Source organism: Nocardiopsis aegyptia, assembly GCF_013410755.1.
GTDB classification, from domain to species: domain Bacteria; phylum Actinomycetota; class Actinomycetes; order Streptosporangiales; family Streptosporangiaceae; genus Nocardiopsis; species Nocardiopsis aegyptia.
Genome location: NZ_JACCFS010000001.1, coordinates 2,160,365 through 2,186,480, shown reverse-complemented (window position 1 = coordinate 2,186,480; position 26,116 = coordinate 2,160,365). Strand labels below are relative to the sequence as shown.

The window sequence follows — 26,116 nt, the reverse complement described above, 5'->3', positions numbered from 1 at the left end:
CGGGCAGCCGCGTCTCACGCCGGCAGGGCCGGGGCCGGATCGTCCCCACAGCCCATCCCATGCACGCACGCGGACTCGTAACAGTGCCCCACAGGTCGGGGTCAGGAGGAATGATGGCGCCGGTTAGTCACATCAGGGGTCGCAGGTCCGGGCGTTGGGCGCTCGCCGCGGCGGGTGCCGCGCTCGCGCTCGGAGTGACCGGGTGCTCGATCCTGGGCGACCTGCGTCCCGGGGGCGGGGGCGAGGAGGAGCCCACCCCCGAGGCCGCCGAGCCGGTGGAGGCCGCGCCCCTCCTGGAGGACGCCCTGGCCGACCTGGCCGAGTACCCGGCGCTCACCGCCTCCGGCCAGGTGGCCGCGAGCGTCGGCGGCGACGTGCGCGACACGTCCCTGACCGTCACCGACTCCGGCGCCACCCACGGCACGGTGAGCGCCAACGACATAGAGGGCGATCTGGCGGCCGCGGACGGCAAGCTCTTCATCCGGGCACCGGAGGACTTCTGGCTCGACCAGGGCGTGTTCGGGCCGGACTTCGACGACTTCGACGAGAACTGGGTGCGGGCCACCGGCGCCCAGACCGGGATCAACCCGTCCGCCACCCTCGCGCCCCCGGTCCTGGCCGAGATCCTCGGCGGGCTCGAACTCGACTCGGAGGAGGCGAGCGAGGAGAACCTCGACGACGTCCTCACCTACCGGGTCGACCTGGCCGGTGAGCGCAACCAGCTCTGGATCAACGCCGAGACCGGGCAGATCCAGCGCATCGCGATCGAGGAGCTCGTGCCGCCGGAGGCGGAGAGCGGGCCGCAGGTGCGCCTGGACCTGGCGCAGGCCGACACGGCCGCCGCCGAGGAGGTCTACGACACGCTGACCGGTCTGGCCGAGGAGGAGCTGACCGGCGCCAGGGACGCGCGGATCGAGGTGGCCTGGGACGGCCAGCCCGCGATGAACTGTGAGCCGGGCCCGAACTGCACGTGGTCCGGAACCGTGCGCGACGCGGGCGGTGCGAGCAGCGGCACGGTGACCGTCCGGATGGACGTCACCTTCAGCAACGACGAGATCGGCAACCTGGAGTGCAGCGACAACGGCGCACTGGAGGCCGGAGGGACGCTGGAGATGTCCTGCAGCGCCAACTACGACAGGGTCGGTGACGAGACGTACTCGATCGACGGGTCCGCCCAGCTGACGACGCGCGGCCTGACGAGCGACCAGCAGGAGGCGATGCTGGGGGCACTGGAGGAGCAGCGGGCCGCGACCGTGTCGGGCGGCTCCGAGGAGGAGACCGAGGGCACGGAGGGATCCGAGTCGCCGGCCGAGACCGGGGAGACCGAGGGGAACTAGGACGACCTGGGCCGGGGACCTCGGCCCGCACGGTGTCCGGGACCCTCCCGCCGACCGCCCCGAGCGGTCCGGCGGGAGGGTCCCTTCATGTCGCGGGGCTGCGCCGGAGGCGTCGGTTGAGGGTGGTAGCCCATGCACTGCGTGTAGCGCCCTCCAATGGGCGGTGGTGGGTGACGGTGTGGTGGGGGCTGCGCCGGAGGCGTCGGTTGAGGGTGGAAGCTCACGCACTGTGCGTAGCACCCCGCGAGAGCGATGGTGGGCGGCGGGAGGGAGGTAGGCTGGGAAACCAATTCCGAGACGAAGGACTGGCCAAACTCGTGTTCGAGACGCTTTCCGACCGGCTGACATCGGTCTTCTCCTCGCTGCGCGGCAAGGGGCGGCTGTCCGAGGAGGACATCAACGCGACCGCTCGCGAGATTCGCCTCGCGTTGCTGGAGGCGGACGTCGCGCTGCCGGTGGTCCGCGAGTTCATCTCGCGGGTCAAGGAGCGCGCCCGCGGCGAAGAGGTCTCCAAGGCCCTGAACCCGGCACAGCAGGTCATCAAGATCGTCAACGAGGAACTGGTCGAGATCCTCGGTGGCGAGACCCGGCAGATCCGGTACGCCAAGAACCCGCCCACCGTGATCATGCTCGCGGGCCTGCAGGGCGCCGGTAAGACCACCCTGGCGGGCAAGCTCGCCAAGTGGCTCGGCGACCAGCGCAACACGCCCCTGCTGGTGGCCGCGGACCTGCAGCGCCCCAACGCCGTCACGCAGCTCCAGGTGGTCGGCGAGCGCGCCGGGACCCCGGTGTTCGCCCCCGAGCCCGGCAACGGCGTGGGCGACCCCGTCGCGGTCGCACGCGAGTCGGTGGAGCACGCGAAGCGCAACAACCACAACGTCGTCATCATCGACACGGCCGGCCGTCTCGGTGTGGACACCGAGATGATGCAGCAGGCGTCGGACATCCGTGACGCCGTCTCGCCCGACGAGATCCTCTTCGTCGTCGACGCCATGATCGGTCAGGACGCGGTCAACACCGCCCAGGCCTTCCTCGACGGGGTCGGCTACGACGCGGTCGCGCTCACCAAGCTCGACGGTGACGCCCGCGGCGGTGCCGCGCTGTCCATCCGGCACATCACCGGGCGACCGATCATGTTCGCCTCCACGGGCGAGAAGCTCGAGGACTTCGACCTCTTCCACCCGGACCGGATGGCCTCGCGCATCCTGGACATGGGTGACGTCCTCACGCTCATCGAACAGGCCCAGCGCACGTTCGACGAGGCCGAGGTCGAGAAGATGGCCTCGACCATGGCCTCGGACGGCGACTTCACGCTCGACGACTTCCTCGAGCAGATGTCGATGGTCCGCAAGCTCGGCCCGATCGGGAACCTGCTGGGCATGATGCCCGGCATGGGCCAGATGCGCGAGCAGATCGACAACATCGACGACAAGGACCTGGACCGCATCCAGGCCATCATCCGGTCGATGACCCCGGGCGAGCGCTCCAACCCCAAGATGATCAACGGCTCGCGCCGACTGCGCATCGCGAACGGTTCGGGCACGCAGGTCAGCGACGTCAACGGCCTGGTCACCCGCTTCTTCGAGGCGCAGAAGATGATGCGCAAGATGAAGAACGGTGGGATGCCCGGAATGCCGGGGATGCCCGGCATGGGCGGTGGCAACAAGAAGAAGGCCAAGGCCCAGGCCAAGAAGGCGAAGAAGGGCAAGCAGCGCAGCGGCAACCCGATGAAGGCCCGCCAGCAGGAGGCCGAGCGCGCCGCGCAGCGCCAGCGCAGGCAGGAGGAGGGCGGGCAGCAGGCTCCGCAGCTTCCCCCGGGCCTGGGCGGCGCCGGCCAGTCGCAGCTCCCGCCCGGCCTCGGCGGCCCCAACATGCCGGACCTGTCGGACTTCAAGTTCCCCAAGAAGTAGGCGCCTCGCGCGCGGGGGCGGCGCACGCCCCGGGGCCGCGATCCGGCCTCCGCCCGGCCCGTCCCACGTGGGGACGGGCCGGACGTGTTTCCAATGTGACCGCACACGCCGCTCCTCCTGGCCGAGGAACTCGTCGGTGTCTGGCACAATGAGTAGTCGACTAACGGTGGCGGGCCAGCCCTCTAACTAGCCAGCCGCCCACGTCAGTCTCGACGGGCCTCGCAACCCCACGCGTTGAACCGTCGGACGCCGAAAACCGTTCATCGGGAGAAGACCACTCCAGTGGCTGTCAAACTGAAGCTCAAGCGTATGGGCAAGATCCGTACGCCCCAGTACCGCATCATCGTCGCCGACGCCAAGAACAAGCGTGACGGCAAGGCGATCGAGGAGATCGGCAAGTACCACCCCAAGGAGCACCCGAGCCTCATCGAGGTCGACTCCGAGCGGGCCCAGTACTGGCTGTCCGTGGGCGCTCAGCCCTCCGACGCGGTCAAGGTCCTCCTGCGCAAGACCGGCGACTGGCAGAAGTTCAAGGGCCTCGCCGCTCCGGCACCGCTCCAGGTCGCCGAGGCGAAGGACCCCGAGGCCAAGGAAGCCGCCTTCCAGGCCGCGCTGAAGGAGCTCGTGCTCCCGGGCGCCGAGAAGGCCACCAAGGCCAAGAAGACCGAGAAGAAGGCGGACAAGCCGGCTGAGAAGCCGGCCGAGACCGCCGAGGCCGAGAAGTCCGAGGGCGAGGCCTGACGTGCTGGAAGAGGCGCTTGAGCACCTCGTGAAGGGGATCGTCGCGAACTCCGAGGACGTCCAGGTGAGAGCCAAGCGGCTCCGCAAGGGCAAGGTCCTGGAGGTCCGCGTCCACGCCGACGACCTGGGCAAGGTGATCGGCCGCAACGGCCGGACCGCCAAGGCGCTCAGGACGGTCATCGGTTCGCTCGCGGGCGGCCGGTACGTCCGGGTGGACCTGCTGGACCTGCACGAAGTGCGCTGACGCGCCTCTCGGGGCGCCGACCGCCAAGGTCGGCGCCCCACAGCCGTGCCCGGGGTCGTTCCGACCCCGGGCACGGCTGCCTCCCGGGGCCGGGGTGACGGGTCGCGGACCCGCGTCCCACACCCGGGCGACCCCGGCGGCACCCGGCCGCCCGAGGGCGGATCTCACAGAAGGACGGAACTCCCATGCGACTCGTGGTGGGCCGGATCGGTCGCGCACACGGCATCCGCGGCGACGTCGCCGTCGACGTGCGCACCGACGACCCGGAGGCCAGGTTCGCCGTCGGAGCGATCCTGGACACGGACCCGGCCGCGGTCGGGCCGCTGCGGATCAAGGCCACGCGGCGCCACAGCGGCCGCCTGCTCGTGCGCTTCGAGGGGATCGGCGACCGGGACGCGGCCGAGGCGCTGCGGGGTACCGCGCTCCTGGTGGACTCCGCCGACATCGCGCCCCTGGACGACCCGGACGAGTTCCACGACCACGAGCTGATCGGCCTCGCGGTGCGGACGACCTCCGGGGCGGCCGTCGGTACCGTCGACGACGTCCTGCACCACGCCCAGGACCTGCTGGTCGTGACCACCGCCGAGGGCGACGAGGTGCTGGTGCCGTTCGTGGCCGCGCTGGTCCCCGAGGTCGACACCGAGCAGGGGCGGATCGTCATCGACCCCCCGCCCGGCCTGCTCGACCTGCACACAGCCGACTGAACGGGTACGCCGTGCGCATCGACATCATCAGCATCTTCCCCGACTACTTCGCGCCGCTGGACCTGTCGCTCATCGGCAAGGCGCGCGCGGCCGGACTCCTCGACGTGCACGTCCACGACCTGCGCTCGTGGACGCACGACCGGCACAACACCGTGGACGACACCCCCTACGGCGGGGGCCCCGGCATGGTGATGAAGCCCGAACCGTGGGGGGAGGCCCTCGACGAGGTCGTGGCCGGCGAGCCCGCGCGGCTGATCCTGCCCACCCCCAGCGGCCGCCCGTTCCGCCAGTCCGACGCGGAGCGCCTGGCCGCTGAGCCGCGGCTGGTCTTCGGCTGCGGACGCTACGAGGGGATCGACTCGCGGGTCGCGGTGGACGCCGCCCGGCACATGCCCGTCGAGGAGGTCAGCATCGGCGACTACGTCCTCAACGGGGGCGAGTCGGCCACCCTGGTGATGGTGGAGGCGATCACACGCCTGCTGCCCGGAGTGCTGGGAAACAGGGAGTCGGCGGTCCAGGACTCGTTCGCCTCCGGTGGGATGGAACACCTCGTCGAGGGGCCGGTGTACACCAAGCCGGCGACCTGGCGCGGCCAGGAGGTCCCGCCCGTCCTGCTGTCCGGCAACCACGGCGCGGTCGACCGCTGGCGGCGCGACCAGGCGCTGCGCAAGACCGCGCGCAACCGGCCCGACCTGGTCGCGGCGACGCCGGACGAGGCGTGGGACCGGCGGGACCGCGAGGTCCTCGCCGAGGATCCGGTTCGGGACGCCGGCGAACATGTGGCAAACTAGGTGAGTTCCCCCTTGGTGACCGGCGGCATCCGCATGCCGGCGGCAGAACGTCGGCCTCTGTGACGGTCACCGGGCGGTTCGAAAGTTCAGACCCATTCCAGGGCCCTCGCCCGCGCACCCCTGCACGCAGGGGATCAGGCCGCGGAGCGCTACCGATGAGGATTCGCGAGATGCACACCGCCATTCAGGAGCTGGAGAAGGCTCAGCTTCGCACCGACGTCCCGGAGTTCCGTCCGGGTGACACGCTCAACGTTCACGTGCGCGTGACCGAGGGCAACCGTACTCGTGTCCAGGTCTTCAAGGGCGTCGTGATCCGCCGTCAGGGCGCGGGCAGCCGCGAGACCTTCACCATCCGCAAGGTGAGCTACGGCGTGGGCGTGGAGCGTACCTTCCCGATCCACACCCCGGCCATCGAGAAGTACGAGGTCGTCGCCCGCGGCCGCGTGCGTCGCGCCAAGCTGTACTACCTGCGCGAGCTGCGCGGGAAGGCCGCTCGCATCCGCGAGCGCCGCGAGCCGATCTCCAAGTAGTCTTCCGCGCTTTCGATCGGAATCCGCGCCGCTCCCAGCGGGGAGGCAGGATAGGCTTCCGACGATGAGTGAAGACGACAGGGGCCCCGGTGCCGACGGGGAGTCCGAGGAGGACTCCGACCGCGACGGCCCGGAGGAGCACAGCTCCACCACTGGCTCCCGAGTGCCATCGCGCTCGGGAGCCAGTGGTGTCTCCGATGCCGATGGCCGGGAGCCTGAGGAGAGGGCGGACGCCGAGATGACCAAGTCCCAGAACAGTGCCAAGAAGGGATCGTTCTGGAAGGAACTCCCGATCCTGATCGTGATCGCCCTGGTCTTGGCGTTCGTGATCAGGACCTGGGTGATGCAGGCGTTCTACATCCCGTCGTCCTCGATGGAGAACACCCTTCTCATCGGTGACCGTGTGCTCGTGAACAAGCTCGTCTACCAGGTCCGCGACATCGACCGCGGCGAGGTGGTCGTCTTCGACGGCGACGGGTCATGGGACGACCCCAACACCGTGGTGGCCCCGGAGTCGAGCAACCCGGTCGCGCGGGGGTTCACGTGGGTGCAGCAGCAGCTGGGCGCCGCTCCCACGGGCAAGGAGTACATCAAGCGCGTGATCGGCCTGCCTGGCGACGTCGTGGAGTGCTGCGACGAGCAGAACCGGGTACTGGTGAACGGGGTGCCGCTGGAGGAGGACGCGTACCTCTATCCGGGCAGCGTGGCCAGCCACACCGAGTTCGGTCCGATCGAGGTGCCCGAGGACCACCTGTGGGTCATGGGCGACCACCGCGCGATCTCCTACGACTCGCGGCTGAACCAGAACAACCCCGGCGGCGGAGCGATCCCGATCGACCACGTCGTGGGGCGCGCCTTCGTGATCATCTGGCCGGTGGACCAGGCGGGCGGGCTCGGTGTTCCCGACACGTTCGACCAGCTCAACGAGGCTGAAGAGTAGCGAGCGCGGGGTCGTGGCGGGCTCGGTGCGGGGCCGTGGCGGTGCGGTGACCGCGCCGCGGGCGGCCGTCGCCCAACGAATTCCTCGCGACCGGGTACAAAAGGCCGTTCGGTGACGCATCATGGATCTCGGACCGTATTGGCGTACCCGGAGCGTGGGGCCGCCGCCCGGTGGGAACAAGCCGGGGGACGGCGGTGTCCATGTGATGAGGGGAAAGGCGCACCACCAGCGGAGAGTGCTGACGAAAGCGAGCGCGTGGATGAGTTCTGAGGACCTGGAGAAGTACGAGGCCGAGATGGAGCTCCAGCTCTATCGCGAGTACCGGGACGTCGTCGGGCTGTTCAGCTATGTGGTGGAGACGGAACGACGCTTCTACCTCACCAACCACGTCGACCTGCAGCCGCGTTCGACCGAGAACGGGGAGATGTACTTCGAGGTCGTGATGGAGGACGCCTGGGTCTGGGATATGTACCGCCCGGCCCGGTTCGTCCGCAACGTCCGCGTGGTGACGTTCAAGGACGTCAACGTCGAGGAGATCACCAAGGCCGACCTGGAGCTGCCGCCCGCGGAGGGCCCCGAGGACTGACCGTGCCCCGGTGAACCTCCGCTGAACTTCGGACCGTGCCCGGGTGCCGGAGGTACGGGAGCCGTCGGCTTCCGCGGTGGCACTCGAGGGGAACGGGCGAGTGTGCCTCGGGGCCATCGGAGGCCCGTCGGCGCCCGGGCCCGGGGACCGGAGTTGTCCACAGGTTCACCTTCCCTCTGGCGCGTGGCCCGACGATCACCGACCGTGGTAACGGGAGGTGGTCGCCGATGGATCGGCGGGCGAAACACCGGCAGGCACTGGGCAGGCGCGGCGAGGACATGGCCGTGGCCTTCCTCGAACGCGTCGGCCTGCGCGTGGTGGACCGCAACTGGCAGATCCCCGCCGGGGAGATCGACATCGTGGCCCGGGACGGCCGGACGCTGGTGGTCGCCGAGGTCAAGACGCGCACGTCGGTGCGGTACGGCCATCCGGTCGAGGCCGTCACGCCCACCCGTCGGCGCAGACTGCGGCGCCTCGGTCGCGCGTGGGCCGACCGGCACCGCGTCCCCGCCCGACCACTGAGGGTGGACGGCGTCGGCGTGCTCATCCTCGACGGCCGTGTGTTCGTCTCCCACGAGCGGGGGATGACATGATGACGCTCGCCCGAACGCACTGCGTCACCCTGCTGGGCGTACGCGGCCACGTCGTCGAGGTGGAGGTCCACCTGGGTGGCGGCGATCCCGGGGTGACCATGGTGGGCCTGCCGGACACGGCCCTGCGGGAGGCGCGCGACCGCGTCCGCGCCGCCCTGGTCAACAGCGGCGAGTCCTGGCCCAGCGGCCAGATCACCGTCAGCCTGTCCCCGGCCAGCCTGCCCAAGGCCGGCAGCCTCTTCGACCTCGCCATCGCGGGCGCGGTGCTGGCCGCCGCCGGAGAGGTGCCCCCGGACCGCCTGGAGGGCAGCGTCCTCATCGCCGAACTCGGCCTGGACGGCCGCGCCAGGCCGGTGCCGGGCGTGCTGCCGGCGGTGGTGTCGGCCACCGGACAGGGCTTCGGCCGCTTCGTCGTCGCGCACGGCAACGCGGACGAGGCCCGGCTGGTGCCGGACGCCGACGTGGTGCCGGTGGGCAACCTGATGGAACTGTGCGACTGGTTGCGCGGCGGCGAACCGCCGCCGGACCCGCCACGGGCCGAGGTGCCCCGTCCGCGCGAGGCCGCCGACGGCGGACCGGACCTGGCCGACGTCCTCGGGCAGCCGGTGGCCCGGCGCGCCGTGGAGATCGCCGCGGCGGGCGGGCACAACCTGATGATGCTCGGGTCGCCGGGGACCGGGAAGTCCCTGCTCGCCGAGCGGCTGCCCACGGTCCTGCCGGGTCTGGGCCCCGCGGAGGCGCTGGAGGCGACGGCGATCCACTCGGTGGCGGGGATGCTCCCCGCGGGCTCGCCCCTGGTCACCAGGCCGCCCTTCGCGGCGCCGCACCACACCTCCAGCCGCGCGGCGATCATCGGCGGGGGCAGCGGTTATCCGAGCCCGGGATGGGTGTCCAAGGCCCATCGGGGCGTGCTGTTCGTCGACGAGGCCCCGCAGTTCGGCCGCGGCGTGCTGGACTCCCTGCGGGAACCGCTCGAACGCGGTGAGGTCGTGCTGGCCAGGGCCGCGTCCACGGTGTCGTTCCCGGCCCGCTTCCAGTTGGTGATGGCGGCCAATCCCTGCCCCTGCGCCAAACCGGGCGCCCTGTGCACGTGCCCGGCGGGGGAGCGCCGCCGGTACTTCTCCCGCCTGTCCGGTCCCCTGTTGGACCGGGTCGACCTCAAGGTGGAGCTGCAACCGGTGACCCGGGCCGAGCTGCTCGCGGACCGCGCGTTCGCGGAGTCCTCCGCGGTGGTCGCGGCCCGAGTGGAGAAGGCGCGGGACAGAGCCGCCGCACGCCTGGCGCACACCCCGTGGGCCACCAACGCGGAGATCCCCGGCTCCCGGCTGCGCCGCGAGTTCCCGGTGGAGCCGGTCGCCCTGCGGGTGCTCGGCCGGGCGATGGACCAGGGGCTGATCAGCGCGCGGGGCGTCGACCGGGCTCTGCGGGTGGCGTGGACGCTGGCCGACCTCGCCGAACGCGACCGGCCCGGAGAGGAGGAGGTGGCCTATGCCTTCGCCCTGTGGTCCGGCCGGGCCTGGTGATCCGGTGCGGTGGGTCGGTGGCGCGCGGCGTGTCGGGCGACGGCGGCGTCACCTGGTCGGGAGAAGCGGCGGCGTTCCGAGGAGCGGGCGGCGGGTGGCGCCGGTTCGGGGTGCGGTTCGACGCGAGAGCGGTGTGGCGGGGGGCCGTGGAGCGGGCGCTGGCGGAGTCCGGTTATCCGGGATCCGACGAGGTGACGGTTCGGCTCCGTGCGGTCCCGGAGCACGGCGGACCCGCGGGGGCGCCGGAGACGCGTGGCGTGGGTGGGCGGGTGTCGTGGTGCGGCGCGGACCGGCCAACGGTGACCCGGGGACGTGCGGGGAGACAGGGGGAGCGGTGTGACGGTACGTGCGGCGGAGGAGGAGGCCGACGCCCGGGCGCGGGCGTGCCTCACGGCGGTGGCACCCCCGGGCGACCTGTGGCTGGGGGAACTGCTCGCGGAGTACGGCGCGGCACGGGTGTGGGCCGAACTGGTGGCGGGTCGGCCCGCGCCGTCGGCGCCGCATGAGGAAGGGGCGCCGAACGGTCCGGAGGAGGCGTCGCGGCTCGAACGTCGCTGGGCCCGCTGGAGCGCCAGGGCGGGCCGGGTGGACCCGGACGGCCTGCTCAGCGACTCGGCGGAGGCGGGGATCAGGTTCGTGGCGCCCGGCGACCCGGAGTGGCCGGGGCGGCTGGAGTCGCTGGACCTGCCCGGCGGACGGCGTTCGCACGGTCTGTGGGTCCGCGGCCGGGGCGACCTGCGCCACCTGTGCCTGCGTTCGGTGGCGCTGGTGGGGGCGCGGGCGGCGACCCCGTACGGCGAGCACGTCGCCGCGGAGCTGGCCTACGGTCTCGCCGAGCGCTCCGTGGTCGTGGTGTCCGGCGGGGCGTACGGCATCGACGGCGCCGCGCACCGGGCGGCGCAGGCCGCCGGGAACACCGTCGTGGTGCTCGCCTGCGGGCTGGACGTGGACTATCCGCGCGGGCACGCCGGGTTGTTCGCGGAGGTCGCCCGGCGCGGGGTCCTGGTCAGCGAACGGCCGGTGCGCTCCACGCCGCGGGCCCCGGACTTCCTGATCCGCAACCGGTTGATCGCGGCACTCACACCGGGCACCGTGGTCGTGGAGGCCGGACGCCGCAGCGGCGCGCTCAACACCGCCGCGCACGCCGCCGAACTCAACCGCGCGCTCATGGCCGTGCCCGGGCCGGTTACCTCGGCACTGTCCGTGGGCTGCCACGTGCTGCTGCGTGACTGGCAGGCGATGTGTGTGACCTGCGCCGACGACGTCGTCGCACAGGTGGTGCCGTTGGGGGAGGAGGGCGCGGGGCCACCCCGCCTGGACGCGGCGCTGGACGCCGACACCCGGCGGGTCCTGGACTCGGTGCCCCGGAAGGGCGCCGGAACCGCGACGATCGCGGCGCGCAGCGAGGGCACTCTGGAGGGCACGATGCGCGCGCTGGGGATGCTGGCCGCCGCCGGCCTGGTGGAGCGCTGCTCGACCGGTTGGCGGACTCCGCGGTGAGGGGCGGAACCGGGGCGCGCGGCGACACGGAAGATCTCCGTCCGAGGCCGGTCCCGGTACCGGTTCCCCGGGCCGGGCCGCGGGAAATTGGTAGGTTGGCGATATGGCCAAAGCGTACAGTGATGCCCGCGTGGCGGACGGCCCCCTGCTCTTCGTCTCCGGACAGACCCCTCAGGCGCCCGACGGCGGTGTCGCCGGTGACATCGTCGGGCAGACCCGGCAGATCTTCCGGAACATGGAGACGGTGCTGGCGGCCCACGGCGCCGACCTCACCCACCTGGTCAAGCTCACCTACTACCTGCGGCACGTCGCCGACCTGGACGCCCTCCGGCCGGCCCTGATCGACTGCCTGCCGGACGAGCCCCGTCCCGCGGGCACGCTGGTGGAGGTCAACGGGTTCGTCGACCCGCGCTACCTGGTGGAGATCGACGCCGTCGCCTGCCTGCCACGGAGCTGACCGTGCTCGACCGCACCGTGCTCGACCGTTTCGGCGCCCACCTGTCGGGCGAACTGGGCCGCTCGCCGCACACCGTTCGCGGCTACCTCGCCGACCTGCGCTCACTCCAGAGGTTCCTGGCGGAGGGAGGCCCCGCGCCGGGGACCCCGGTCGACGGACACGCCGGACCGGGCGAGGACGGGGAAGCCGCGGGCGATCCGGGGTCGAAGACCTCGGAGGGGCCCAAGCCCCGGGGCTACGGATTCGAGGACCTGGACGTCCTCCTCGTACGCGGTTGGCTCGCCCGCTCCCGCGACGAGGGGATCAGCCGCGCGAGCCTCTCCCGCCGGGTGGCGGCCGTGCGGGCCCTCACCCGCTTTCTGCACCGCGAGGGCGTACTGGAGAGCGACCCCGGGCCGCGACTGGTCGCGCCCACCCAGCAACGCGGCCTGCCGACCGTCCTCGACGAGCGGCAGGCCGCCTCCGCCCTCTCCCAGGGTTCGGACGAGACCCCCGTGGACCTGCGGCGCCGCGCGGTGGTCGAACTGCTCTACGCCACCGGTGTGCGCGTCGCCGAGCTGTGCGCCCTGGACCTGGACGATGTGGACCGCGCCCGCGACACCGTCCGTGTCCTGGGCAAGGGCGCCAAGGAACGCACCGTGCCCGTGGGCGCCCCCGCCCTGGACGCACTCGACGCCTGGCTGGCCGGCGGGCGCCCGGAACTGGCGACCCCCGCCAGCGGCGGCGCCCTGCTCCTGGGTGCCCGCGGCGGCCGTCTGGGCGTGCGCCAGGCCCGTGAGGACGTGCACGTCCACCTGCGGGCCGCCGGGGTGGACAGCGCCCCGCACGGGCTACGGCACAGCGCAGCCACGCACCTGCTCAACGGCGGCGCGGACCTGCGCAGCGTCCAGGAGTTCCTCGGCCACGCCAGCCCGCGCAGCACGCAGATCTACACGCACGTGTCCGTGGAACGCCTCCGCGACACCTACCGCCAGGCCCATCCCCGCGCTTGAGTGGATGGTCCCAGGTCTGTGCGGGACGCTCGCCGTGGGGCGCTTGCGCGGCCGGGTTCGCCGTTCGGCGTTCGTGCCTCTCGGGCGCGCGCCGGGGGCGGCCTCGTCGGCGAGGTGCAGGGGGAGGGGCAGGAGTCGGACGCGGCCGCGGCCCAGGAGGCCGAGCGGGTCGAGGTGGGTGCCGTCGCGCAGCAGGCCCCAGTGCAGGCAGGAGCGCCGCCGGCAGTGCACCGGCGACGCGGCCAGGACGCCCAGGGGGTCGCCCGCCGCGACCGGGTCGCCCCGGGAGAGCGGGGACTCCACCGGCAGGTAGGTGGTGCGCAGGCCGTCGTGCACCACGCTGACCAACGGTGTCCCGCCGACGCGGCCCGAGAAGTACACGTGGCCGGATCCGGCCGCGCGCACCCGCGCGCCCGGCTCGGCGGCCAGGTCCACGCCCAGGTGTCCCGGCAGCCAGCGCTCCTCCGGCGGGTCGAACCCGCGCAGCACGCGGACGGGCGGGTCCACCGGCCAGCGCCAGGCGCTGTCGGCGACCGCGGTTCGGGTGAGGTGGAAGGGGAACAGCAGGAGCGAGACGAGCAGCAGGGTGGTGAGGCGGGCAGGTGCCATGCCTCCAGGGTCGATGCGGTGGGAGGGGTGCGCCAGGGGGTGCGCGGACCTGTGGACGACGGGCCGGAGGGGCCCGCGCGCTCCGAACGCGCAGCGCAGGTCCTGTGCGCCCCCGACGGAGGATAGAATCGTCTGTGGCCCACCGGGGCCAACAACACTACGCACGCCCCCGAGCCTTCCTCGGGAGGGGTCGTACCTACGGTCCACTCCGCTTCGGCGGCGTGGCGGTGCGGCCGGGGCGTCAGGCACAACCGAGGCGGGGAATCCCTCCCCGCCACCGCAAGGAGGACCAGGTCATGGCCACAGTCGTGACGATTCGCCAGCTCCTGGAGAGCGGCGTCCACTTCGGGCACCAGACGCGTCGCTGGAACCCCAAGATGAAGCGCTTCATCTTCACCGAGCGCAACGGCATCTACATCATCGACCTCCAGAAGTCGCTGGCGTACATCGACCGCGCCTACGAGTTCGTCAAGCAGACGGTCGCCCACGGCGGGACCATTCTGTTCGTCGGTACGAAGAAGCAGGCGCAGGAGGCCATCGACGAGCAGGCCCGCCGCGTCGGCATGCCCTACGTCAACCAGCGCTGGCTGGGCGGCATGCTCACCAACTTCTCGACCGTGCACAAGCGGCTCCAGCGCCTCAAGGAGCTGGAGGAGATCGACTTCGACGACGTCGCCGGCTCCTCGCTCACCAAGAAGGAGCTCCTCAACCTCCGTCGTGAGAAGGAGAAGCTGGAGCGCACCCTTGGCGGTATCCGCGACATGGCCCGCGTGCCGAGCGCCGTGTGGATCGTGGACACCAAGAAGGAGCACATCGCGATCAGCGAGGCTCGCAAGCTGAACATCCCGGTCGTCGCGATCCTCGACACCAACTGCGACCCGGACGAGGTCGACTACCCGATTCCGGGTAACGACGACGCCATCCGCAGCGTCAGCCTGCTGACCCGCGTGGTCGCCGACGCCGTCGCCGACGGTCTCCTGGCCCGCTCCGGTGCCTCCGCCGAGGCCGGCGCCGAGAAGCCGGCCGAGGAGCCCCTGGCCGAGTGGGAGCGCGAGCTCCTGGAGGGCAAGGGCAAGGAGGAGGCCGCCACGGCCGCCGCCACCGACGCCGCCGCCACGGAGCAGGCCGCCGCCGAGGCCCCGGCCGAGACCACCACGGTCGCCCCGGCCGACGAGGTCGCCGCCGAGGCTCCGGGCGAGGCCACCGCCGCCGAGTCGCCCGCCGACGCTCCGGCCCAGGCGCCCGCCGAGGGCTCCGCCGAGTAGGACCGCCTCACCGTCCCGGTACAGCCGCCCCGCCACCACGGCGGGGCGGCCGTGCCGGGTCATCGGCCCTCACCCAAAGACACCGACTCTCCACTCCAAGGGAATTCGAGAACAGTCATGGCGAACTTCACCGCCGCGGACGTCAAGAAGCTGCGGGACATGACCGGCGCCGGCATGATGGCCTGCAAGAAGGCCCTCACCGAGGCCGACGGCGACTTCGACAAGGCCGTCGAGGCCCTGCGCATCAAGGGCGCGAAGAAGCAGGCCGAGCGCGGCGAGCGCACCGCCGCCCAGGGCACGGTCGTCCTCAAGCAGCAGAGCGAGGGCAAGGCCACCCTCATCGAGCTCAACTGCGAGACCGACTTCGTCGCCAAGAACGACCAGTTCATCGCGCTGGCCGACCAGGTCGCCGAGTTCGTCGTCTCCGTCGACAGCGATGACCTGGCCACCGTGGCCGCCGCCGAGATCGAGCCGGGCAAGAGCCTGCAGGACTTCATCGCCGAGAAGGGCGCGATCATCGGCGAGAAGCTGGAGCTCCGCCGCGTCGCCAAGTTCGACGGTGCCTACGTCGCCAGCTACCTGCACAAGTCCGACCCGGACCTGCCCCCCACCATGGGCGTCCTGGTCGAGCTGGACAAGGCCGACGCCGAGGTCGGCAAGGACCTCGCCCAGCAGATCGCCGCCCTGGCCCCGCAGTACGTGGGCAAGGACGACGTCCCCGCCGACGTGGTGGAGAACGAGCGCCGCATCGCCGAGCAGACGACCCGCGAGGAGGGCAAGCCCGAGCAGGCGATCCCCAAGATCGTCGAGGGCCGCCTCAACGGCTTCTTCAAGGAGGCCACGCTGCTCGGCCAGCCGTTCGTCAAGGAGAACAAGAAGACCGTCCAGAAGGTGGTCGACGAGGCCGGCGTCAGCGTCAAGCGCTTCGTCCGCTTCAAGGTCGGCCAGGCCTAGGGCTTTGAGATGATGGAGGTGCCGGGGAGAGTTCTCCCCGGCACCTTCGGTGGATATGGGCGGGTTCGGGCGCCGCAAGCGGCCCGACCGCCCGCAGCAGCAGCACTCGGGGGACCCTGTGCCACTCGGGGACAACAAGGGAGGCCACAGGCCGTGTCGGAGAACCAAGCGACCAGCACCGAACCCGCCATGCACGATTCCGGCTGGAAGCGTGTGATGCTCAAACTCTCCGGAGAGGCGTTCGCGGGCGGTGGCGGTCTGGGCATCGACCCCGAGGTCGTCCAGTACGTGGCCGAGTCCATCGCCGAGGCGGTCTCCGAGGGCATCCAGGTCGCCGTCGTCGTCGGCGGCGGCAACATGTTCCGCGGCGCGCAGCTCACCGAGGGCGGTATCGAGCGCGGCCGCGCGGACTACATGGGCATGCTCGGCACCGTCATCAACTGCCTCGCCCTCCAGGACTTCCTGGAGCGGCTCGGTGTGGACACCCGCGTGCAGACCGCGATCCACATGAGCCAGGTCGCCGAGGCCTACATTCCGCGCCGGGCCGTGCGCCACCTGGAGAAGGGCCGCGTGGTCATCTTCGGTGCCGGGCTGGGCGCCCCATTCTTCTCCACCGATACCACCGCCGCCCAGCGCGCGCTGGAGATCGGTGCGCAGGCCGTCCTCAAGGGCACGCAGGTCGACGGGGTCTACGACTCCGACCCGCAGCGCAACCCCGACGCCGTCAAGTTCGACAAGCTCAACTACAACGAGGTCCTCACCAAGAGCCTCAAGGTCATGGACGCCACCGCTGTCAGCCTGTGCATGGACAACGGGCTGCCGATCGTGGTGTTCGACCTGATGAGTCAGGGCAACATCCTGCGCGCGGTCCGCGGTGAGAAGATCGGCACCATCGTCGGGCCGATCACCGCCTGAGACGCCGCGACGACGTCAGCCAAGCCACGAACACCAGAGTCGAGTTCCGGGAGCGCCACCAATGATCGAAGAGACCCTCCTTGAGACCGAGGAGAAGATGGAGAAGGCCGTGACGGTCGCGAAGGAGGACTTCGCGACGATCCGCACGGGCCGCCCCACCCCCGCGACCTTCAACAAGATCACCGTCGACTACTACGGTGCGCGTACGCCGATCAACCAGCTGGCCTCCTTCTCGGTTCCCGAACCGCGCATGGTCGTCATCTCGCCGTTCGACGTCAACGCCCGCACCGAGATCATCAACGCCATCCGCAACAGCGACCTGGGCGTGAACCCGTCCGACGACGGCCAGGTCATCCGCGTGGTGTTCCCGGACCTGTCCGAGGAGCGCCGCAAGGAGTACGTCAAGGTCGCGCGGACCAAGGCCGAGGACAGCAAGGTCTCCATCCGCAACGTGCGCCGTCGCGCCAAGGACTCCTTCGAGAAGGGCGTCAAGGCGGGCGAGCTCGGCGAGGACGAGGCACACCGCGCCCAGGTCGAACTGGACGAGCTGTCCCACAAGTACGTCGCCGCCATCGACGAGCTGTTGAAGCACAAGGAAGCGGAACTGCTCGAGGTTTAGCCGGTGACCACATCTTCCAGTGGCTCCGGAGGCGATGACCACTCGCCGGAGCACAGACCCGAGGGGCCGCCCGGCGGCTCCGACAGTGCCGACGGGCAGCGCTTCGTGCTGCACAAACCGGGAGGTGAGCCGGTGCGCACCGGCCGCAACCTCCCGGTGGCCATCGCCAGCGGGTGCGTCCTGGGCGCGCTCGTGTTCTTCTCGGTCTTCCCCTGGCCGCAGCTGTTCACGATCATCACCTCCCTGGCGGTCCTGATCGGCCTGCGCGAGGTCAACCGGGCGTTTCGCAACAAGGGCATGACCCTGGCGGTGGTTCCGCTCGCCGTCGGGGGCGTGGCCATGCAGGCCTTCGCCTACTTCGGCGGTGCCGACTGGCTGGTGGGCGCCACCGCGCTCACCGCGATCGCGGTCCTGTCGTGGCGGCTGCGCGGCGGGGCCGACGGATTCGTCTCCGACGCGTCGGCGAACCTGTTCACCCTGGTGTACCTGCCGTTCCTGCTGGGCACGTGGATGCTGCTCATCGCGCACCCCGACGACGGCCAGTACCGGCTGGTGACCTTCATCGTGGTGACGATCTCCAGCGACATCGGCGGGTACTTCGCCGGGATCCTGCTGGGACGGCACAAGATGGCGCCGGTGATCAGCCCCAACAAGACCTGGGAGGGCTTCGGCGGCTCCGTGGTCGGCTGCAGTGTCGCCGGGGCGCTGTGCGTGGTGCTGATGCTCGACGGCCCGTGGTGGGTCGGTGTGGTGCTGGGGCTCGCGGTCGTCCTCGGCGCGACGGTCGGGGACCTCATCGAGTCGATGTTCAAGCGCGACCTGGGTGTGAAGGACATGGGCCGGTTCATGCCGGGCCACGGCGGACTGATGGACCGCCTGGACTCCCTGCTCATCGCCGGTCCCGTCGTGTGGGTCGTGCTCAGCCTGCTGTTGTAGCCACCGGTGCCCGTGTGGCGGTGAACGGGGCGGACCGGCCGGTCCGCCCCGTCCGCGCTCCGGGGGTCCGCGTCGCGGGCGGCCGACGGAGGGCGCCCCCTGTTCAGCGCAGCGGCCTCGGGGCGCGGACGGGGCGACAGGTACGCTCGACGCGTGGACGAACCGCTGATCGAACGAATGCGCGCCTACGGCGAGACGATCTTCGCCGAGATGACGCAGCTGGCCGTGGACACCGAGTCGGTCAACCTGGGGCAGGGCTTCCCGGACACCGACGGGCCCCGGACGCTTCTGGAGGCCGCGACCCGCCACATCCTGGAGGGGGTGAACCAGTACCCTCCGGGCCCCGGCCGGCCCGAGCTGCGCCGCGCCGTGAGCCGGTACCGGGCACGCCACTACGGCCTGGACCTGGACCCCGACACCGAGGTGTACGTGACCGTCGGCGCGACCGCCGGGATCGCCGCGTCGCTGCTGGCACTCGTCGAACCCGGGGACGAGGTCCTCGTCTTCGAGCCGATGTACGACTCCTACGCCGCGATGATCTCCCTCGCCGGCGGTGTGCGCCGGTCGGTGACGCTGCGCCCGGACCCGGCGTCGGGCCGGTTCACCTTCGACCCGGCCGACCTGCGCGCCGCCGTGGGCCCGCGCACGCGCATGGTCATCGTCAACAGCCCGCACAACCCCACAGGCACCGTCTTCACCGCCGAGGAGCTGGAGCAGGTCGCGCAGGTGTGCCGTGAGCACGACCTGATCGCCCTCACCGACGAGGTGTACGAGTTCCTCACCTTCGACGGCCGCCCGCACGTGCCGCTGGCCACGCTGCCGGGCATGCGCGAGCGCACGCTCTCGGTGTCGTCGGTGGGCAAGATGTTCGCCGTCACCGCGTGGAAGACCGGCTGGGTGATGGGTCCCGAACCGCTGGTGCGCGCGGTGCGGACGGTGAACCAGTTCCTGACCTTCTCGGCCAACGGCGCGCTCCAACTGGCGATCGCCGACGCCATCGACCACGAGGGCGCCTGGATCGAGGAGCAGCGCACCGCCCTGCAGCGCAAGCGCGACCGGCTGACCGAGGGGCTGACCCGGACCGGCTTCGACGTCAGCGTGTGCGAGGGCACGTACTTCCTCATGGCGGACATCCGACCGCTCGGGTACGCCGACGGTGTGACGGTGGCCCGTGCCCTGCCCCGCGAGGCGGGGGTGGCCGCCGTTCCGGCGCAGGTCTTCTACGACCACCAGCAGGAGGGCGCCCACCTGCTGCGCTTCGCCTTCTGCAAGCAGGACGCGGTGCTCGACGAAGCGGTGTCCCGCCTCACCGGCTGGCACCACCGCTCCGACTGAATCGGCTGGTCAGGGCCCGTGTGGATGCCGTCCGCGCCCGTGGGGGCGGACGGCATCCGGTGGTTCAGGGGTGCTCGGGGGTCGGGGCGCTCCGGGCGTCCATGGCCGCGATCAGGTGCTGTTCGGCGTCGGGCCCCGGAGTGACGCGGGGCAGCCGCCACATCAGCACGGCTCCCACCAGCCACCACGCGCCCACCATCACCCACTCGTGCGGCCAGGCCAGGGCCGCGGGCATCCCGGGCAGGTACAGCGCCAGCAGCCCGAGTGACAGGACCAGGGCCGCCCACCCGACGGGGACGCCCGCGCGGACCGTGAACGGCCGCTCCATCGCGGGCTCGCGGCGGCGCAGGACGAGGAAGCTCACCACCACCAGCACGAACGCGATCACGATGTTGAGCCCGCCGGCGTCCACCAGCCACACCAGCATCGGGCGCCCGAAGAACGGCGCGGCGGCCGACAGGACCCCGACGAGCAGGATGGCGTTGGCGGGGGTGCGGAAGCGCGGGTGGAGGCGGCCGAACCAGGCCGGGAGCATCCGGGAGCGCGCCATCGCGTAGATGAGGCGGCTGCCGCCGATGAGGAAGGCGTTCCAGCTGGTGAGCAGTCCGGCGATACCGCCGAGGACGAGCAGGTTGCCCATGGTGGCGCTGTCCCACAGCGCGGCCATGGCGTCGGCGGAGGCGAGTTCGGACCCGGCCAGGTCCGCGGCGGACAGCCCGGAGCCCGCGGTCAGCATGATCATCACGTACCAGGCGGTGGCGCAGAAGACGGAGATCACCAGCAGGGCGCCGACCACGCGGTAGGGGAGCTTGATCTCCGAGGCGGACTGCGGGATGACGTCGAAGCCCACGAACAGGAAGGGCACGGCGACCAGCACCGTGAACACGCCCGGGACGCCGCCGGTGAGGAAGGGCTGCATGTTCTCGGTCGAACCGCCGGTGAGGGAACCGGTGACCATGACGGCCCCGGCCACCAGGAGGAAGAGCACCGCGATGCCCTGGAAGACGCTCGCGGGCCGGATGCCGACGTAGTTGATCGCGGTCATCACGACGGCGGTCGCCAGGCCGACCGCGACCAGGCTGGCGTGGACGTCGTACTCGGCGATGGTCCAGAGGTACCCGGCCTCCATGCCGGGGAAGAGGTAGACCAGGGTCTGCGGGACCGCGACCGCCTCGAAGGCGACCACGGAGACGTAGCCGAGGACCATCGCCCAGGAGGCGGCGAACGCGCCCTTGGGGCCGATCGCGCGCATCGCGTAGTGGTGCTCGCCACCCGCGTGGGGCATCGCGGAGACGAGTTCGGCGTAGGTGAGGCCGACCAGGGCCATGATGACGCCGCCGATGACGAAGGCCAGGGCGGCGCCTCCGGTTCCGGCGGCGCTGATGAAGTCACCGGTCAGTACGATCCAGCCGAAGCCGATCATGGCGCCGAAGGCCAGGGCGAGGACGTCACCTCGCCCCAGGATCCGTACGAAACCCGTACCGCTGTCTGCCATGGGGGAACTCCCTCGGGTGCCGTGCTGGTGCACGTACGGAAGCACGGATCCGCGCCGCTGGGAAGGGGCGATGTGGCCAGGCGGGGCCGCCGGATGCGCCGAAACGGAGTGTCGTCCTGTGAGCGGATGTTTGCAGAACGTCGCCGCCGGCCGGGCGGTTCGGTGGTCGGCCGGGCGAAGGATGGGGCCGACGGCCGGTCGGCCGGTCGGCCGGCCGGGCGGGTGGCCGCGGCGGTCCCGGCGTCAGGCAGGCGCGTCCGCCCGCGACACCACCTGGGCGCAGGCCGAGAGGACGTCGTCGGCGGTGATCGACGCCAGGCCGGGATCGAGGACCGGGGCGTGCGGGTCGCTCTCGGTGCCGCTCCACAGGCACGCGTGGATCCCGCCGTCCACCCGGGGTCCCCACAGCGCGGGGGACACGGGCCCGAACAGGCGGATGGAGGGGGTGCGGTAGGCCGTGGCCAGGTGCGCCACCCCGGTGTCGCCGCACACCACCAGGTCCGACTCCGCGACCAGGCGTGCCAGAGCGCCGACGCCGGTCCGGCCCGCCAGGACGCTGACCCGGGCCGGTGCGGCCGAGCGGGCCACGCGTTCGGCCAGGGGCCGCTCGTCGCGCGAACCGGTGACCAGGACGCGCATCCCGGAGTCGGAGAGGTGGCGGACGACCGTCGCGAACCGTTCGGCGGGCCACCGGCGCGACGCGGCCGAGGCCCCGGGGTGGACGATGGCGGTCCCCGCTGGCGCGGTCCCCGCCGGCGCGGTGCCGTCCGGGTGCGGGGCGGCGGCTCGCCGCCGCGGCGGCGCCGTCACGGACGGCTCGTCGCCGGGCGTCGGCCACCACAGGTCGTCCGGGTCGGCCGTGACACCGTGGGCGCGCAGCAGCCCGCACCAGATCTCGGTGTCGTGGACGCGGCCCGGCCACGCCGGACCCGTCGGACCGGACTCCCCGGGGAGTGCGTGCGCCCACAGTCGCCGGGGTGCGAGTGCCGCGAGGGCCGCGGTGCTCTGCGGTCCGCGTCCGTGCAGGTTGACCGCGAGTGCGGGCGGGCGCGCCTCCCCCCAGGGCGGCGTCCGCAGCGGCTCCGTGGGCCGGACCTGCCAGCTCAGACCGGCCAGGTCCGCCAGTTCGCGGTACCAGGCCGGTCCGGCGAGGATCCGCCGGTGGTCGGGGAAGGCGCGTTCCAGGCCCCGCAGGGCCGGGACGGCGGTGACGAAGTCACCCAGGCCCAGGGCCCGCAGTGCCACGAGCGCGGGGCCGGCGTCCTCTCCCACCCCGGGGGCGGACACAGCCCCGCGCCGGGCCTCAGTGGTTGGGCGGGGCCGCGCTGACATCGGCCAGGGCGGAGTCGGAGTCGACGGCCATCGCCAGGTCGCCCATCGTCACGACTCCGACGACCCGCTCGCCCTCCACGACGGGCAGGCGGCGCAGGGCGTCGGTGCGCATCACGTCCACCGCGTCCCGCAGGCTGCTCTGGGCGGGGACGGTCGCCACGTTGGAGCTGCAGACCGACCGGGCCGTCGCCGTGTCGGGGTCGGTGCCCTCGGCCACGCACCGCAGCACGATGTCCCGGTCGGTCAGGACGCCCACCAGGGTGTCGCCCTCCGCCACGATCACGTCGCCCACGTCCGAGCCGCGCATGACCTCGGCGGCCTCACGCAGCGAGGCGCCCGGATCGACGGTGATCGGCGGGCTGGTCATCACGTCCGAGATGTTCCTGATCATGGTCCGCCTCCCGAGAGAAGTACTCGCTTCCTCGCCCGTCCCCTAGCCGGATCGCACCGGACCAAACATGGCCGCGTCCATGGCCGGGTCGATGGCCGCGAACACGCCCGCGAACACGGGCGTTCGGCGGGCGCCGCCGGGGCGACCGCGGCGTCGGCACAGGTCAGGCCCATGTTTGAGAGTCGCTTCTCCTGGTAGTCGAGTGGGTGCAGCGCAGAGTCGATGTAGTGACGGGAGGAGACGGCCCATGAGAGTCCTGGGTGTGAACGCCGTCTTCCACGATCCGGCCGCCGCGATCGTCGTCGACGGCAGGACCGTGGCAGCGGCCGAGGAGGAACGGTTCTCCCGCCGCAAGCACGGAAAGGACCCCGTGGCCTTCTCCGCCTGGGAGCTCCCGGTCCAGGCCATGCGCTGGTGCCTGGACCAGGCGGGACTGCGCCCCGAGGACCTCGACGCCGTCACCTACTCCTACGACCCGGCGCTGGCCGATCCGCACGGCCCCGGACAGGACGGTGACTGGGAGATCCTGCGCCTGCTCTTCGTGGAGCGGGCGCCGTCCTTCATGGTCACGGCCCTTCCCGGGCTGGACCCGGCCAAGGTCGCCTACGTCCCGCACCACGTCGCGCACGCGGCCTCGGCAGGGCTCGCCGCCCCGGACCCGGGCCGCGACCTCGCGGTGTTCGTGGCCGACGGCCGGGGCGAGACGGCCTCCCACCTGGCCGGCGCCTACACCGACGGCCGGCTGGAGGTCCTCGCGCGCCAGCCCCTGCCCGAGTCCTTGGGCCTGACCTACGAGGAACTCACCGAGCACCTGGGCTTCCGCCGCTCCAGCGACGAGTACAAGGTCATGGCGCTGGCGTCCTACGGCAAGCCGACCATGGTCGAGGACCTGCGCGACAGGATCCGCTACGAGGGTGAAGGACTGGTCCGGGCCTCCGGGGTGGACTGGGGGGCGCTGGTCCCCGCCTGCCGCCCCGGCGAGGAACCCGGGCCCGAGCACGCTGACCTGGCCGCCAGCGTGCAGGCCGTCCTGGAGGAGACCCTCCTGGACATCGCGGAGTGGCTGCACCGGCGCACGGGCTACCGGCGCCTGGCGATGGCGGGCGGGGTGGCGCTCAACTGCGTGGCCAACAGCCGCATCGCCCGGGACGGCCCCTTCGAGGACGTGTGGGTGCAGCCCGCCGCGGGGGACGCCGGAACCGCCCTGGGCGGCGCCCTGCACGCGGCCTCGGTCGCGGGTGACCCGATCCAGCCCATGCCCGGCGCCGACCTGGGCCGCTCCTGGGACGAGGACGAGTTGGCGCGGCTCCTGGACGAGGCCGCCGTCGACGCCGAACGCCCCGACGACGTGGCCGACGCCGTCGCCCGCGCCCTGCACGAGGACGCCCTCGTGGCCTGGTTCCAGGGGCGTTCGGAGTACGGTCCGCGCGCGCTCGGACACCGGTCGCTGCTGGCCAACCCCTCGCGTGCCGAGAACCTCGACCGGCTCAACGCGGTCAAGGGGCGCGAGCGCTTCCGGCCGGTGGCGCCGATGGTCGCCGCCGATCGGGCACCGGAGATCTTCTCCGGCGGCCCGCTGCCCAGCCCGTACATGCTCTTCGTCCACAACGTCGATCCGGACTGGCGCGACCGCGTCCCCGCCGTGGTGCACGTGGACTCCACGGCGCGCGTGCAGACCGTCGACCCGGAGGACGACCCGCTGACCGCCCGCGTGCTCGACCGCTTCGAGGAGTTGAGCGGTCTGCCCGTGCTGGTCAACACCAGCCTGAACACGGCCGGGCGCCCCATGGTCGACTCGCCGCGCGACGCCCTGGAGTGCTTCGGCTCCGCCCCGGTGGACGTGCTGGCGATCGGCCCGTTCATCGTGCGGCGCCGCCGTGGGGAGGCGGTTCGATGAGCCGCCCGGAGTACGCGGTCGTGGTCCCCACGGTGGGGCGCAACAGCCTGCACCGGGCCCTGGCACCGCTGCTGGAGGCCCCCGACGCGTGGGCGCCGACCGAGATCGTGGTCGTGGACGACCGGCCGGGGCACGCGCTCCCGCCTGTGGTCGACCATCCCCGGGTGCGGATCGTGCGCGGCAGCGGTCACGGCCCCGCCGCCGCCCGCCAGGCGGGATGGCACTCCTGCCGCGCCGAGTGGATCGCCTTCCTGGACGACGACGTCCACCCGCCCGCGGACTGGCCGGAGCGGCTGTGCGCGGACCTGTCGGCGGCGGACGCGGCCACGGGCGGCGTCCAGGGGCGGATCACCGTCCCCCGGCCGCCGGGCCGGCGCCCCACCGACGCGGAGCGCGCCACCCTCGGACTGGAGGGCGCGCCGTGGATCACGGCCGACATGGCCTACCGCCGCAGTGCCCTGGAGGCCGTCGGCGGCTTCGACACCCGCTTCCCCCGCGCCTACCGCGAGGACACCGACCTCGCCCTGCGCGTCGTGGACGCCGGCTTCTCGCTGCGGCTCGGCGAGCGCGAGTGCGAGCACCCGCTGCGTCCCGGCCGCCGCTGGAGCAGCCTGGGGGCGCAGCGCGGCAACGCCGACGACACCCTCATGAACGCCGTGCACGGTCGCGGCTGGCGGGACCGTGTGGGGGAGGAACCCGGCGGTCTGCGCGGCCACGTGCTCACCACCGGACTCCTGACGGGGGCCGCCCTGGCGGCGCTCGCGCGCAGGCCCGTCCTGGCCGGAACCCTGGGCGCGGGGTGGCTGGCCCGCACCGCGGCCTTCGCCCTGCGCCGGGCCACCGCCGGTCCGGCCGACCCGGCGGAGATCGTCGACATGGCCGTCACCAGCGCACTCATCCCGCCGCTGGCCTGCGGGCACCGGATCGCCGGCTCGGTCCGCCACGCCGGGGCGCGGCGCACACCCGGTGTGCGCGCGGTCCTGTTCGACCGGGACGGCACCCTCATCGAGGACGTGCCCTACAACGGCGACCCCGACAAGGTCCGGCCCACCGCCGGCGCGGCGGACGCGGTCGCCCTGGCCCGCCGGGCCGGACTCGCGGTCGGCGTGGTCAGCAACCAGTCGGGCATCGCCCGCGGCCTGCTGGAGCCGGGCCAGGTCGAGGCCGTCAACCGGCGCGTGGACGAACTCCTGGGGCCCTTCGACGTCTGGCGGGTGTGCCCGCACGGTGAGGAGGACGGCTGCGACTGCCGCAAGCCGCGCCCCGGCATGGTCGAGTCCGCCGCCGCGGAACTGGGCGTGGCCGCCGCCGAGTGCGCCGTCGTCGGCGACATCGGATCCGACACGGCGGCCGCCCGCGCGGCGGGGGCCCGGGGCGTGCTCGTGCCCACCCGCCTCACCCGGGAGGAGGAACGGCGGGCGAGCCCGGAGACGGAACCGGACCCGGCCGCGGCCGTCCGCCGCCTGGTGAGGGGGTCGGCGCCGTGACCGCCTCCACGCCGAACGACGGGACCGTGCTCG

Annotated in this window: 25 protein-coding genes and 1 pseudogene; 22 read left to right on the top strand and 4 right to left on the bottom strand. The window is 72.4% G+C overall.

The annotated features are described in order from the left end of the window. Positions 1-113: 113 nt before the first annotated feature. The 14 genes from HNR10_RS09790 to HNR10_RS09720 all read left to right on the top strand — a co-directional run bounded on the left by HNR10_RS09790 (position 114) and on the right by HNR10_RS09720 (position 12,848). Positions 114-1,337, top strand: coding sequence for a LolA-like protein (locus HNR10_RS09790; protein ID WP_179822569.1), 1,224 nt, complete (start codon positions 114-116; stop codon positions 1,335-1,337). 317 nt (positions 1,338-1,654) lie between these two features. Then, positions 1,655-3,247: a signal recognition particle protein gene (gene ffh, locus HNR10_RS09785; RefSeq protein ID WP_179822568.1), complete on the top strand. Its 1,593-nt coding sequence runs from the start codon at positions 1,655-1,657 to the stop codon at positions 3,245-3,247. 282 nt (positions 3,248-3,529) lie between these two features. Next, complete coding sequence (gene rpsP / locus HNR10_RS09780; protein WP_179822566.1) at positions 3,530-3,988, top strand: 30S ribosomal protein S16; 459 nt, start codon at positions 3,530-3,532, stop codon at positions 3,986-3,988. Position 3,989: 1 nt separating this feature from the next. Then, the gene (locus tag HNR10_RS09775) at positions 3,990-4,232 is read left to right on the top strand and encodes an RNA-binding protein (protein WP_053616035.1); all 243 of its coding nucleotides are present in this window, start codon (positions 3,990-3,992) and stop codon (positions 4,230-4,232) included. Positions 4,233-4,417: 185 nt separating this feature from the next. After that, positions 4,418-4,936 carry a ribosome maturation factor RimM gene (gene rimM / locus HNR10_RS09770; RefSeq protein ID WP_179822564.1) on the top strand — a complete coding sequence of 173 codons (519 nt, stop codon included), beginning with the start codon at positions 4,418-4,420 and terminating at the stop codon, positions 4,934-4,936. Positions 4,937-4,947: 11 nt separating this feature from the next. Continuing rightward, a complete protein-coding gene (gene trmD, locus HNR10_RS09765) occupies positions 4,948-5,727 on the top strand; it encodes a tRNA (guanosine(37)-N1)-methyltransferase TrmD (protein ID WP_179822562.1) in 780 nt (259 codons plus the stop codon). Between the two features lie 170 nt (positions 5,728-5,897). Then, on the top strand, positions 5,898-6,257 hold the full coding sequence (rplS, locus tag HNR10_RS09760; RefSeq protein ID WP_179822561.1) for a 50S ribosomal protein L19: 360 nt from the start codon (positions 5,898-5,900) through the stop codon (positions 6,255-6,257). Positions 6,258-6,321: 64 nt separating this feature from the next. Beyond that, positions 6,322-7,197: a signal peptidase I gene (gene lepB, locus HNR10_RS09755; RefSeq protein ID WP_179822559.1), complete on the top strand. Its 876-nt coding sequence runs from the start codon at positions 6,322-6,324 to the stop codon at positions 7,195-7,197. Positions 7,198-7,456: 259 nt separating this feature from the next. Further along, entirely contained in the window at positions 7,457-7,783 is a 327-nt protein-coding gene (locus HNR10_RS09750; RefSeq protein WP_179822557.1) for a DUF2469 domain-containing protein, read from the top strand. A gap of 227 nt (positions 7,784-8,010) precedes the next feature. After that, positions 8,011-8,376, top strand: coding sequence for a YraN family protein (locus HNR10_RS09745; protein ID WP_179822556.1), 366 nt, complete (start codon positions 8,011-8,013; stop codon positions 8,374-8,376). Further along, positions 8,376-9,899: a YifB family Mg chelatase-like AAA ATPase gene (locus HNR10_RS09740; protein ID WP_179822554.1), complete on the top strand. Its 1,524-nt coding sequence runs from the start codon at positions 8,376-8,378 to the stop codon at positions 9,897-9,899. Before HNR10_RS09745 ends, HNR10_RS09740 begins: the two co-directional genes overlap by 1 nt. A 336-nt stretch (positions 9,900-10,235) precedes the next feature. After that, positions 10,236-11,399, top strand: coding sequence for a DNA-processing protein DprA (locus HNR10_RS09735; protein ID WP_312889193.1), 1,164 nt, complete (start codon positions 10,236-10,238; stop codon positions 11,397-11,399). Between the two features lie 103 nt (positions 11,400-11,502). Continuing rightward, a complete protein-coding gene (locus tag HNR10_RS09730) occupies positions 11,503-11,856 on the top strand; it encodes a RidA family protein (RefSeq protein ID WP_179822551.1) in 354 nt (117 codons plus the stop codon). Between the two features lie 17 nt (positions 11,857-11,873). After that, positions 11,874-12,848, top strand: a complete 975-nt coding sequence (locus tag HNR10_RS09720; RefSeq protein ID WP_312889486.1) for a tyrosine recombinase XerC — start codon at positions 11,874-11,876, stop codon at positions 12,846-12,848. 177 nt (positions 12,849-13,025) lie between these two features. Here the strand turns inward: HNR10_RS09720 and HNR10_RS09715 are convergent. After that, positions 13,026-13,457 (bottom strand): annotated as a pseudogene (locus tag HNR10_RS09715) (peptidoglycan DD-metalloendopeptidase family protein); the annotation flags it as partial. A 296-nt stretch (positions 13,458-13,753) separates the two neighbouring features. Here HNR10_RS09715 and rpsB point away from each other — a divergent pair. From rpsB to HNR10_RS09685, 6 genes are all read left to right on the top strand, one after another. Next, positions 13,754-14,722 (top strand): 30S ribosomal protein S2, encoded by a 969-nt coding sequence (rpsB, locus tag HNR10_RS09710; RefSeq protein ID WP_179822550.1) that lies wholly within the window; start codon positions 13,754-13,756, stop codon positions 14,720-14,722. 117 nt (positions 14,723-14,839) lie between these two features. Continuing rightward, positions 14,840-15,676 (top strand): translation elongation factor Ts, encoded by an 837-nt coding sequence (tsf, locus tag HNR10_RS09705; protein WP_179822548.1) that lies wholly within the window; start codon positions 14,840-14,842, stop codon positions 15,674-15,676. Positions 15,677-15,829: 153 nt separating this feature from the next. Further along, positions 15,830-16,591, top strand: a complete 762-nt coding sequence (pyrH, locus tag HNR10_RS09700; RefSeq protein ID WP_082376170.1) for a UMP kinase — start codon at positions 15,830-15,832, stop codon at positions 16,589-16,591. A 61-nt stretch (positions 16,592-16,652) separates the two neighbouring features. Then, the gene (gene frr, locus HNR10_RS09695) at positions 16,653-17,210 is read left to right on the top strand and encodes a ribosome recycling factor (RefSeq protein ID WP_179822546.1); all 558 of its coding nucleotides are present in this window, start codon (positions 16,653-16,655) and stop codon (positions 17,208-17,210) included. Between the two features lie 3 nt (positions 17,211-17,213). Then, positions 17,214-18,146 (top strand): phosphatidate cytidylyltransferase, encoded by a 933-nt coding sequence (locus HNR10_RS09690; RefSeq protein ID WP_179822544.1) that lies wholly within the window; start codon positions 17,214-17,216, stop codon positions 18,144-18,146. A 153-nt stretch (positions 18,147-18,299) separates the two neighbouring features. After that, the gene (locus HNR10_RS09685; protein ID WP_179822543.1) at positions 18,300-19,481 is read left to right on the top strand and encodes a pyridoxal phosphate-dependent aminotransferase; all 1,182 of its coding nucleotides are present in this window, start codon (positions 18,300-18,302) and stop codon (positions 19,479-19,481) included. Positions 19,482-19,545: 64 nt separating this feature from the next. On the opposite strand, the gene HNR10_RS09680 is transcribed toward HNR10_RS09685, so the two are convergent. The 3 genes from HNR10_RS09680 to HNR10_RS09670 all read right to left on the bottom strand — a co-directional run bounded on the left by HNR10_RS09680 (position 19,546) and on the right by HNR10_RS09670 (position 22,699). Then, positions 19,546-20,976, bottom strand: coding sequence for an APC family permease (locus HNR10_RS09680; RefSeq protein WP_179822541.1), 1,431 nt, complete (start codon positions 20,974-20,976; stop codon positions 19,546-19,548). A 243-nt stretch (positions 20,977-21,219) separates the two neighbouring features. Continuing rightward, entirely contained in the window at positions 21,220-22,248 is a 1,029-nt protein-coding gene (locus HNR10_RS09675; RefSeq protein WP_312889191.1) for a glycosyltransferase family 9 protein, read from the bottom strand. A gap of 31 nt (positions 22,249-22,279) precedes the next feature. Beyond that, entirely contained in the window at positions 22,280-22,699 is a 420-nt protein-coding gene (locus HNR10_RS09670) for a CBS domain-containing protein (protein ID WP_179822538.1), read from the bottom strand. A gap of 247 nt (positions 22,700-22,946) precedes the next feature. Here HNR10_RS09670 and HNR10_RS09665 point away from each other — a divergent pair, with 247 nt between their 5' ends. Further along, the gene (locus HNR10_RS09665; RefSeq protein ID WP_179822537.1) at positions 22,947-24,596 is read left to right on the top strand and encodes a carbamoyltransferase family protein; all 1,650 of its coding nucleotides are present in this window, start codon (positions 22,947-22,949) and stop codon (positions 24,594-24,596) included. Then, positions 24,593-26,083, top strand: coding sequence for an HAD-IIIA family hydrolase (locus tag HNR10_RS09660; RefSeq protein WP_179822535.1), 1,491 nt, complete (start codon positions 24,593-24,595; stop codon positions 26,081-26,083). The genes HNR10_RS09665 and HNR10_RS09660 overlap by 4 nt, the downstream gene beginning before the upstream one ends. The last annotated feature ends 33 nt before the right edge of the window (positions 26,084-26,116 follow it).

Coding starts and splice junctions, on each gene's coding strand:
- HNR10_RS09790 (WP_179822569.1), top strand. CDS start 114: ATGGCGCCGGTTAGTCACATCAGGGGTCGCAGGTCCGGGCGTTGGGCG.
- rimM (WP_179822564.1), top strand. CDS start 4,418: ATGCGACTCGTGGTGGGCCGGATCGGTCGCGCACACGGCATCCGCGGC.
- rplS (WP_179822561.1), top strand. CDS start 5,898: ATGCACACCGCCATTCAGGAGCTGGAGAAGGCTCAGCTTCGCACCGAC.
- lepB (WP_179822559.1), top strand. CDS start 6,322: ATGAGTGAAGACGACAGGGGCCCCGGTGCCGACGGGGAGTCCGAGGAG.
- HNR10_RS09750 (WP_179822557.1), top strand. CDS start 7,457: ATGAGTTCTGAGGACCTGGAGAAGTACGAGGCCGAGATGGAGCTCCAG.
- HNR10_RS09745 (WP_179822556.1), top strand. CDS start 8,011: ATGGATCGGCGGGCGAAACACCGGCAGGCACTGGGCAGGCGCGGCGAG.
- HNR10_RS09740 (WP_179822554.1), top strand. CDS start 8,376: ATGACGCTCGCCCGAACGCACTGCGTCACCCTGCTGGGCGTACGCGGC.
- HNR10_RS09730 (WP_179822551.1), top strand. CDS start 11,503: ATGGCCAAAGCGTACAGTGATGCCCGCGTGGCGGACGGCCCCCTGCTC.
- rpsB (WP_179822550.1), top strand. CDS start 13,754: ATGGCCACAGTCGTGACGATTCGCCAGCTCCTGGAGAGCGGCGTCCAC.
- tsf (WP_179822548.1), top strand. CDS start 14,840: ATGGCGAACTTCACCGCCGCGGACGTCAAGAAGCTGCGGGACATGACC.
- frr (WP_179822546.1), top strand. CDS start 16,653: ATGATCGAAGAGACCCTCCTTGAGACCGAGGAGAAGATGGAGAAGGCC.
- HNR10_RS09680 (WP_179822541.1), bottom strand. CDS start 20,976: ATGGCAGACAGCGGTACGGGTTTCGTACGGATCCTGGGGCGAGGTGAC.
- HNR10_RS09670 (WP_179822538.1), bottom strand. CDS start 22,699: ATGATCAGGAACATCTCGGACGTGATGACCAGCCCGCCGATCACCGTC.
- HNR10_RS09665 (WP_179822537.1), top strand. CDS start 22,947: ATGAGAGTCCTGGGTGTGAACGCCGTCTTCCACGATCCGGCCGCCGCG.
- HNR10_RS09660 (WP_179822535.1), top strand. CDS start 24,593: ATGAGCCGCCCGGAGTACGCGGTCGTGGTCCCCACGGTGGGGCGCAAC.